9 protein-coding genes and 1 pseudogene are annotated in these 8,615 nt (G+C 66.0%); 4 read left to right on the forward strand and 6 right to left on the reverse strand.

Going from position 1 to position 8,615, the window contains the following annotated elements; translation table 11 throughout:
• Positions 1-119: 119 nt before the first annotated feature.
• Positions 120-845 carry a carbonic anhydrase gene (locus VDP82_RS09945; RefSeq protein ID WP_323014694.1) on the reverse strand — a complete coding sequence of 242 codons (726 nt, stop codon included), beginning with the start codon at positions 843-845 and terminating at the stop codon, positions 120-122.
• Between the two features lie 208 nt (positions 846-1,053).
• Here VDP82_RS09945 and dusA point away from each other — a divergent pair, with 208 nt between their 5' ends.
• Positions 1,054-2,064 (forward strand): tRNA dihydrouridine(20/20a) synthase DusA, encoded by a 1,011-nt coding sequence (gene dusA, locus VDP82_RS09950; RefSeq protein WP_323014695.1) that lies wholly within the window; start codon positions 1,054-1,056, stop codon positions 2,062-2,064.
• Here dusA and VDP82_RS09955 read toward each other — a convergent pair.
• Complete coding sequence (locus VDP82_RS09955; protein ID WP_323014696.1) at positions 2,061-2,747, reverse strand: retropepsin-like aspartic protease family protein; 687 nt, start codon at positions 2,745-2,747, stop codon at positions 2,061-2,063. The two genes, dusA and VDP82_RS09955, sit on opposite strands and share 4 nt — an antisense overlap.
• 68 nt (positions 2,748-2,815) lie before the next feature.
• A complete protein-coding gene (locus VDP82_RS09960; protein WP_323014697.1) occupies positions 2,816-3,577 on the reverse strand; it encodes an adenosylcobinamide-GDP ribazoletransferase in 762 nt (253 codons plus the stop codon).
• A gap of 137 nt (positions 3,578-3,714) precedes the next feature.
• Here VDP82_RS09960 and cobT point away from each other — a divergent pair, with 137 nt between their 5' ends.
• Entirely contained in the window at positions 3,715-4,737 is a 1,023-nt protein-coding gene (cobT, locus tag VDP82_RS09965) for a nicotinate-nucleotide--dimethylbenzimidazole phosphoribosyltransferase (protein ID WP_323014698.1), read from the forward strand.
• A 150-nt stretch (positions 4,738-4,887) separates the two neighbouring features.
• On the opposite strand, the gene VDP82_RS09970 is transcribed toward cobT, so the two are convergent.
• On the reverse strand, positions 4,888-5,118 hold the full coding sequence (locus VDP82_RS09970) for a hypothetical protein (RefSeq protein ID WP_323014699.1): 231 nt from the start codon (positions 5,116-5,118) through the stop codon (positions 4,888-4,890).
• Between the two features lie 39 nt (positions 5,119-5,157).
• On the reverse strand, positions 5,158-6,684 hold the full coding sequence (locus VDP82_RS09975; protein ID WP_323014700.1) for a HAMP domain-containing sensor histidine kinase: 1,527 nt from the start codon (positions 6,682-6,684) through the stop codon (positions 5,158-5,160).
• A gap of 267 nt (positions 6,685-6,951) precedes the next feature.
• Between VDP82_RS09975 and VDP82_RS09980 the strand changes: the two genes are divergently transcribed.
• Positions 6,952-7,431 (forward strand): Lrp/AsnC family transcriptional regulator, encoded by a 480-nt coding sequence (locus VDP82_RS09980; RefSeq protein ID WP_323014702.1) that lies wholly within the window; start codon positions 6,952-6,954, stop codon positions 7,429-7,431.
• Between the two features lie 72 nt (positions 7,432-7,503).
• Complete coding sequence (locus tag VDP82_RS09985) at positions 7,504-7,905, forward strand: VOC family protein (RefSeq protein WP_323014701.1); 402 nt, start codon at positions 7,504-7,506, stop codon at positions 7,903-7,905.
• Positions 7,906-8,087: 182 nt separating this feature from the next.
• Here the strand turns inward: VDP82_RS09985 and VDP82_RS09990 are convergent.
• A pseudogene (locus VDP82_RS09990) lies at positions 8,088-8,615 on the reverse strand (GTP 3',8-cyclase MoaA); the annotation flags it as partial.

Here is an 8,615-nt window from a genome sequence, read left to right on the forward strand (position 1 = left end):
GTTCCGATCCATCGATGCCGACTACGATACGGGAATACATGATCGCCTCCTTGTGTGTGCGCCGACCCTATCCCGGCCGGCCCGGACCGATATTGATCCAGATCATCCCCCGCCGCTTTTCAGCCCAGCCAGGTGATGCGTCCAGTATGGATATCGTGCATGGCCGCGGCGATTGCCAGGGTTCCCTCGGCCATTCGGCGCGCCAGGATGTCGCTGCGCTGCACCAGGCTCGCCGCCGTAAGCAGCGCATTCTGGTCCGCCACCTTCTGCACCAGCGCGCCATTGGCGCTGCTGCGCTCGCCATCGGCGGGCTCGAGCGTGGCCAGGGCAGGGTCGAAATTTTTCAGCATGGCGGTGATGTTGCCCAGCTCCACTCCGTCCACCGCGCTCTTGATGGCGCCGCAAGAGGTGTGGCCGAGAATGACGATAGCCCTGGCCCCCGCCACCTCGGTGGCGAATTCCAGGCTCCCCAGGATATCGGTATTGACGAAATTGCCCGCCACGCGCGCGCAGAAAATATCGCCCACGCGCTGGTCGAACACCAGTTCGGGCGGCACCCGTGAATCGATGCAGCCCACTACGGCGGCAAAGGGCGCCTGTCCGCCCGAAGTGTCGCGAACCTGTTGCAGCAGGTCGCAATTGATCGACTGCCCGGCCAGAAACCGCTCATTGCCGGCCTTGAGCCGCGCCATCGCCGCCTCGGGCGTGGTGGCGCCCTGCCGCTCGGAGGTGAACACGGCGCATTCCGTGCCCTGTCCATGCGCGGCCCCGGCCAGCAGCGGCAGGGCGGCAAGCCCTCCCATCAGGCTGCGCCGCGTCATCTTGCCCATTGCTGCGTTTTCCATAACCATCCTCCCCCAAGCCTTGGTTCGCCGCACTATGCCGTGGCGCCCCGGCCCCGCGTCAAGCGTCAAACCTATCGTCCGGGCGTTGCCGTGCAATCATGGTGTTGCCTTTCTTTATCGGCATGTGGGCGCTATATGGCCTTTCCGCCCGGCGCAGCTTTTCCGCCGGGCGCGGAACGCCCGTCTATTCGGACCATATCGCCCCAGCATGACACAGCCCGCCCGCCCGGAAACCGACATCTCCATCGCCCGCCGCTTCTCCGTGGCGCCGATGATGGATTGGACCGACCGGCATTGCCGTTATCTGCATCGGCTGCTGACGCGCGAGGCGTTGCTGTTCACCGAGATGGTCACCAGTGCCGCCATCGTGCATGGCGATGCCGGGCGCCATCTGCGTTTTGATGCGGCCGAGCAGCCGGTGGCGCTGCAATTGGGCGGCTCCGATCCGGCCGAGCTGGCGCGCGCCACCACGCTCGCCGATGCCTACGGCTATGCCGAGATCAATCTCAATGTCGGCTGCCCGTCCGACCGGGTGCAGTCGGGCCGCTTCGGCGCCTGCCTCATGGCCGAGCCGGCGCTGGTCGCCGCATGCGTGCGCGCGATGCGCGCGGCGACCGACCGGCCCGTTACCGTCAAATGCCGCATCGGGATCGATGATCAGGACACCGAGGAAAGCCTCGACCGTTTTGCCGATGCCATGGTGGAAGCCGGCGTCGAGGCGCTCTATGTCCATGCGCGCAAGGCCTGGCTCAAGGGCCTCAGCCCCAAGGAAAACCGCACCATTCCGCCGCTCGATTACGAGCGGGTGCATCGCCTGCGCGCCCGGCTGGCGCCGCTGCCGGTGCTGCTCAATGGCGGGCTGGAAACGCTCGACGCCGCCCGGGCGCAGATGGCCCATGTCGATGGCGTCATGCTCGGCCGCGCCGCCTATCACCATCCCATGATGCTGGCCGAAATCGACCGGCGCTTTTTCGGCGCCGCCACGCCATCCCCGACCCTGCCCGCCATCATGCAGGCCATGGCCGATTATGCCGGGGGGCAGCTGGCCCAGGGCGTCCGGCTCAATTCCATCGCCCGCCACATGTTGGGCCTGGCCAATGGGCTGCCGGGCGCCCGCCAGTTCCGCCAGGTCATGAGCGTCGATGCCTGCCGCCCCGGCGCCGATACGTCCGTGTTCCGGCGCGCGCTCGACTGCGTGTCGGCGCCGGTGGAGGCCTAATCCACCAGTTCCAGCGCGTTCTGCGTCACGCTGTAGCGGCTCAGCGTTTCCAGAAACGTCATGCCCAGCAGGCTGGTTTCCAGCGAGCCGGGCTCGGTCACGAAGGCGGTGATGCGCTCGCGGGCGATGCCGCCCACCTCGATGCGGTCGAGCCGCACCCGCGCCGCCCGTCCGGTGCCATTGGCGGTGGAGACGGCGATGCGATAATCGAGCCGGCCGGTATCGATCCCCGCCGCCTCGGCATCGGCGATGGTCAGCACCACGGCGCTGGCGCCGGTGTCGAAGATCATCGGCGTGGTGTGGCCATTGACCGTCGCGGCGATCTCGAAATGCCCGCCCCGCGCCCGGCGGAAGGTGGCAATGCCCTTTTCGGCGTCCACCATGGCCACGCTGGGCTGGAATTCACCGGCGATGCGCGCGGCAAAGCCGGTCAATTCGTCGCGATAGGCATAGCTGGCCGCCGCCACGCCGAAAATGGCGCCCCAGAGCAGCAGGCTGTTCAGCAATTCCCCGGCGCGCCGCGTGCGGGTGAAAACCCCGCCGGCAAAGATGATGAGCACGATGAGCAGCGGCAGCAATTGCGCCGTCTGCGCCTGGGTCAGCCCCACCAGCGTCCCCGCATCCGCGCTGATCAGCAGCGCCAGGCCGATGGAGATGGCCAGCGCCACGCCGATAAAGATCATGCCCTCGTTCCGTTCTCGTGCTGCCTGCCCGTCAGGATAAATCCCGCCGCTGGGACAATTTAAAGGCGTCAGGCGACAAAAGCCACCAGCCCGGCCAGCATGGCGGTTTCCACCAGGGCGCCCAGCGCTCCGGTGAGGTCGCCCGTCTGCCCGCCCACCAGCTTCCCGCACAGTGCCGTCCACAAGCCAATGACGGCCCCGCTCAGCGCCAGTCCCAATGCGAGCCCGGCAAGGCTCGCCGCCGGTCCGGCCAGCACGAAGCCCAGGACCAGCGCGAACACCGCGCCCACGCCAAAGCCGGTCTTGCCCAGCGCTCCCGCCGCCGCGGCGGCGCCATCGCTGCGCGCCGGCGGCAGTGCCATGGAAAGCCACAAGGCGCCCGAGCGGGCGATGACACTGGCTGCGAGCCACGCCGCTCCCGCCGCCAGCGGGCTTGCCGCCGCCATGGCGCCCAGCGCCGTCACCCGTAGCACGAGGAAAAGGCACAGCGCCGCCACTCCGTAGGTGCCGTGGCGGCTGTCCTTCATGATTTCCAGCCGCCGCTCGCGGCTCTGCCCGCCGAACAGTCCGTCGGCGGCGTCGGCCAGGGCGTCCTCGGCCATCGCCCCGCCCGCCAGCACCATCGCGCCCACCGCCAGTGCGGCGGCGAAATAGCTTGGCAGCCCCGCCATGGTCCCCAGCACCAGCAGCAGCGCCGGCCCGATGCCGATGGCGACGCTGGCCAGCGGCAGCGCCATGGCGATGCGGTTGAGATCGGGTTTCTGGTGCGGCGAATCCCCGCTGGGCAGGCGTGAGAAAAAGCGCAGCGCCATGATGAAATCGGCGCGCAAACCCAGCTCCGCCGCCGCACGCGGGGGGCTGCTCGGTTCATCGGGCGCGACAGAAGGCTCGCTTCCGTTCAATTGCTTTTCATCCTGCAATCGGCAACAAGTCGGCACCTTCCTAACCTGAACCACAGCGACTCGCCATGTCCACGCTCAATCCCGCCTATGCCGATGTCCTCGAGCTCCTGGCTATCGCGCCCGATGGCGACGAAGCGGCGGCGGCGGCGGTCAGGGCGCGCGAGGCGCAATTGACCAAGCCCGCCGGCTCGCTGGGGGCGCTGGAGGGGCTGGTGGAGTTTCTCGCCCGCTGGCAGGGCCGGCCGACGCCCCGGCTGGAAAATCCCATGGTCACCATTTTCGCCGGCAATCCCGGCGTGACCGATCCGGGCGTCTCCGCCTTTCCCCGTGAAGTGCCGGCGCAGATGGTGGCCAATTTCACCAATGGCGGCGCCGCCATCTCCCAGATCTGCGCCCTGCATGAAATCAATCTGCGCGTCTTCGAGCTGGCGCTCGACCTGCCCACCGGCGACATCACGCTGGAGCCGGCGCTGGACGACAAGATGTGCGCCGCCACCATCGCCTATGGCATGGAGGCCATTGCCGGCAAGCCCGACCTCATCTGCATCGGCGAGATGGGCATCGGCAACACCACCGTCGCCGCTGCCATCTTTGCCGCTCTCTATGGCGGGGCAGGGGCCGACTGGGTGGGGCGCGGCACCGGCGTCGACGATGCGGGCCTCGCCCGCAAGGCCGATGCGGTGGATCGGGCGCTGGCCCGCCATGCCGGCGCGCTCGGCCATCCGCTGGCCATCCTCGCCCGCCTGGGCGGCCGCGAGATCGCCGCCATGCTTGGCGCGCTGATCGCCGCCCGCCATCAGAAGGTGCCGGTGATTGTCGACGGCTTCGTCGCCACCGCCGCCGCCGCCATTGCCCATGCGGTCAATCCGGCCTCGATCGATCACTGCCTTTTCGGCCATGTCTCGGCCGAGGGCGGCCATCCCCGCGCCCTGGCCGCCATGGGGCGCACCGGCCTTCTCGATCTGGGCATGCGCCTGGGCGAAGGCAGCGGCGCCGCGCTGGCCGCCGTGCTGGTCAAGACCGCGCTGCACCTGCACACCAACATGGCCACCTTCGAAAGCGCCCGGATCAGCGGCAAAGAAGGCTGAGACCGGCATCTCTCTCTATCGAGGATTGGCGAGGAAGCGCTTCCTACTCGCCGGGATGCATCCTGTCGCGGCGCGTCAGGGCGAGCCCGAAAGCGGCAATGATGATCAGCAGGGCAGGGGCCCAAAGCCAGAACACGAGATCTGCCATCTTCAGTCCTCCAACTGCGCCAGGCCGCGCCTGGCGATTAAATGTAGCACGATCCCGATAACGAAACCAAACCCCGAGAGCCCTAATAGGTTCAACAAGTCGAGGTTGGCCGAAACCGTGCCCATGCCCATCCCGATATATGGTGCGACGATGGCGGCAAGAATAGTGCCCGATGAGAGCGCGTTGAGCAGGTTGGCCGTAAGCCTGATCTGTTCCTTTTTCGCAAGGTTCATTTCGATAGCCCGCCTTTCCTTCCAGACAGACGAAAAACCTCACCCCGCCGCTGAGTAGATTTCCAGCCTTGCGCGCTTGGGCATCACCGGGGCCAGCGCGTCCATGACGCGGGCGCGCGGGAAGGTGGCGATCACTTCGGTGCCGAAGCGCAGCTTGCTGAACAAATCGAACCGCCCCTGATGCAGCTCCATGATTTTCTGCACGATGGGCAGGCCCAGCCCGGCGCCCTGTTCGGCGGTCTTGTGCGCCAGCGAGCCCTGTCCGAAGGACGAGAGCACGGTGGCGATTTCCTCCTCGGGAATGCCCGGGCCGTTATCCTTGACAGAAATCATCTGCCCGCCATCGGCGCTGCGCTGCACCACCAGCACGATGCGCCCATGCTGGGGGGTGAATTTGATGGCGTTGCTCAGAAGGTTCAGCACCACCTGGCGGATGGCGCGCTCATCGCCCCACAGCTTGGGCAGATTTTCTCCGGCGCTGAACACCAGCTCGATCCCCTTGGCCTTGGCGCGCAGCTCCATCATGCGGCGGCAATCGGCGGCGATGTCCACCACCGAGATCGCCTCTTCATTGAGCTCGTATTTACCCGCCTCGATGCGGCTCAGATCCAGCAGTTCGTTGATGAGATTGAGCAGGTGCTGGCCGCTGGCATGGATGTCCCCGGCATATTCCTTGTATTGGGGCACCTGGTGGGCCCCCAGCAGCTCCGATTTCAGCACCTCGGAAAAGCCGATAATGGCATTGAGCGGGGTGCGCAGCTCGTGGCTCATCGTGGCCAGGAACTGGCTCTTGGCGATATTGGCCTGCTCGGCATGGCGCCGGGCCTCGTCCGACATATGCCGGGCCTCTTCCAACTCGCTGATCAGCGTGTCCTTTTCCGCCTGGTGCGAGATCGTCTCCAGCACCGTGCCGCGCAATTGCCGCGCCAGGTAGACGAAGAACACCTCGCCGCAGATCACCACGGCGGCCAGCGTATAGTTGAGCGTGCCGCCCATCAGGATCAGGCTTCCCGAAACCGTTACCGTGGCCGGCAGCGTCGCCACCAGCGTGGCGGGGGGCAGGGTGTGGCTGGCCACGGCATTGGCCGCCACGCTCACCAGTACCATGGCGAAAAGCAGCGGCGACAGCGTTTCGTTGGCCGAGGCCACGGTGAACAGCGCCAGCATCGACCAGGCGATGCCGTGCAGGGTTTCCCCGGCGACGAATGTGGTGGTCCATTGCCGGGCGTTGAACCGGGCCGGCTCGCTGTCGCGGAAGCGCCGGGCGATCATCGTGGTGATGAGCAGGCTCAGAATGACCATGCCGGCCCAGAGCGCGCTGAACGGCACCGGCACCCACAGGCTGGAGATGGCCGAGAGCAGCATGACGATGATGGCGATGGGCAGGGCGGCATTGATGCGCGACTGCGCATAGTCCTGCATCAGCTCGAAGTCGAAATCGGCGCGCGTGCCCGAGCTGGACGTGAGGCGCTGGCGGGCGTCCACCACGGTTTTCTGGGCGCCGCGCCTGCCATCGCGCCCCATGAGGGAGCGCACGTCATCGATGACAGCCGGTTGCGACGCCATGAAACTCAAACTCGTTACTCGATACCGCGCACAAGAACACATTCGCCCGGACGGGGCGAACTCTAGCGGCCGCGTGGTTAATGCATGGTGAAATGCGGGTGGCGCCTTCCCCCGTACCCGGTTGGGTTAACAATGTGTGCAAATGCCGCCCAGACTTGTCCTGCGCAAGATTATTGCTATTAAGGCGGGGGTGTGGCAGTTATCTCGCCAATTTTCAGGCAAATTTTGCCTTTTCGCGCAATCTGGTTTCGTGAGGGTGGTATGGCGCTGGACAAGATCGATCGCAAGATTCTGACGTTGCTGCAAAGGGATGCGACGATGCCGGTGGCCGAGATCGGCCGCAAGGTGGGCCTCAGCACCACCCCCTGCTGGCGCCGCATCCAGAAGATGGAAGAGGATGGCGTCATCCAGCGGCGCGTCGCCGTGCTCGATCCGGCCAAGGTCAATGTCGGCGTCACTGTCTTCGTCTCGGTCAAGACCAATGAGCACAATGACAGCTGGATGCGCAAATTCGCCGGCGTCATCGACGATTTCCCCGAAGTGGTGGAATTTTACCGCATGAGCGGGGATGTGGACTATCTGATGCGCGTTGTCGTGCCCGATATCGGCGCCTATGACAGCTTCTATAAAAAGCTCATCAGCCGCATCAATCTCACCGATGTCAGCTCCGCTTTCGCCATGGGCCAGATCAAGTACACCACGGCCCTGCCGCTCGACTTCGCCATCGTCGTCGACGACGACAAATGAGCATCGGACCGAAAAGTGTTAGGGTGGTTTTCGGGCGGCTCCGATGCGCCATGGACATAGCGCCTTAGCGCCATGCTGGTCGGCTTCGAGCATATCGGCACCACATCGGGCGATATGGACCGCACCATCGCCTTTTATTGCGGCCTGCTCGGGCTGGCGCTGAGGCTGCGCAAGCCGGTGCCGGGGGGCGAACTGGCCTTTCTCGATGCCGGCGGCGGCATGCTGGAAGTGATGGCCCCCTCCGCTGGCGCCACCCGTTCCCGCGACATTCCCGCCGGCGAGGCCGGCATGCGCCATCTCACCCTGGCCGTTTCCGATGTTGATGCCCTGATTGAGCGGCTTGAAGCGGCCGACGTCGATATCGTCGAACGGCCCCGGCCCGCCCAAAACCCCGAATTGATCCGCCGCGTCGCCTTTGTGCGCGACCCCGACGGCATCGTCGTCGAACTCATCGAACGCGCCGCAGGGCGATAGATCACTTGGACGACGATGACTGTGACACTCGAGCGTTCCCCAACCTCGGTGTCATTCCGGCCTTGAGCCGGAATCCATCTCCGCATGCTTTCGCATCCTCGATGGTGGATGACGACCGTCATGAACTGCTGCGCAGGGGCCGTTCAGTAGCAAGTTGAAACGTTCTGGCCGCCCCTCGCCATTCACCCCCCCGTCACGCTCATATGGCGGGCGAGGGCGGGTTCGGTGTGGGTGCGGTCGAGCACGAAGTCGTGCCCCTTGGGCTTGATGGCCATGGCGTGGTCCAGCGCCGCGTCCAGCGCGGCGGGACCGCCTTCGCGCCAGGCGTCGCGCAGATTGACCTGGTCGTCCTGCCCCAGGCACAGGAAAAGCTGGCCGGTGGCGGTGAGGCGCACGCGGTTGCAGCTTTCGCAGAAATTGTGGCTCATCGGGGCGATGAAGCCCAGAATGCCGCCGGTTTCGGCCACGTGACAATAGCGCGCCGGCCCGCCGGTGCGCTTGTCGAGCCGGGTCAGCTGGTAGCGCCGCGACAGCCGCTCATGCAATTCGCGCAGCGGCAGGTAGCTCTCCACCCGGTCGAGGCCCACTTCGCCCAGCGGCATGCCCTCGATCAGCGTCAGCGCCATGCCCTGGCCGTGGGCCCAGGCCATCATCGGCTCGATCTCGTCGTCATTGATGCCGCGCATGGCGACCATGTTGATCTTGATCTC

Source organism: Devosia sp. (assembly GCF_034675085.1).
Lineage (GTDB): Bacteria > Pseudomonadota > Alphaproteobacteria > Rhizobiales > Devosiaceae > Devosia.

Coding starts and splice junctions, on each gene's coding strand:
- VDP82_RS09945 (WP_323014694.1), bottom strand. CDS start 845: ATGGAAAACGCAGCAATGGGCAAGATGACGCGGCGCAGCCTGATGGGA.
- dusA (WP_323014695.1), top strand. CDS start 1,054: ATGACACAGCCCGCCCGCCCGGAAACCGACATCTCCATCGCCCGCCGC.
- VDP82_RS09955 (WP_323014696.1), bottom strand. CDS start 2,747: ATGATCTTTATCGGCGTGGCGCTGGCCATCTCCATCGGCCTGGCGCTG.
- cobT (WP_323014698.1), top strand. CDS start 3,715: ATGTCCACGCTCAATCCCGCCTATGCCGATGTCCTCGAGCTCCTGGCT.
- VDP82_RS09970 (WP_323014699.1), bottom strand. CDS start 5,118: ATGAACCTTGCGAAAAAGGAACAGATCAGGCTTACGGCCAACCTGCTC.
- VDP82_RS09975 (WP_323014700.1), bottom strand. CDS start 6,684: ATGGCGTCGCAACCGGCTGTCATCGATGACGTGCGCTCCCTCATGGGG.
- VDP82_RS09985 (WP_323014701.1), top strand. CDS start 7,504: ATGCTGGTCGGCTTCGAGCATATCGGCACCACATCGGGCGATATGGAC.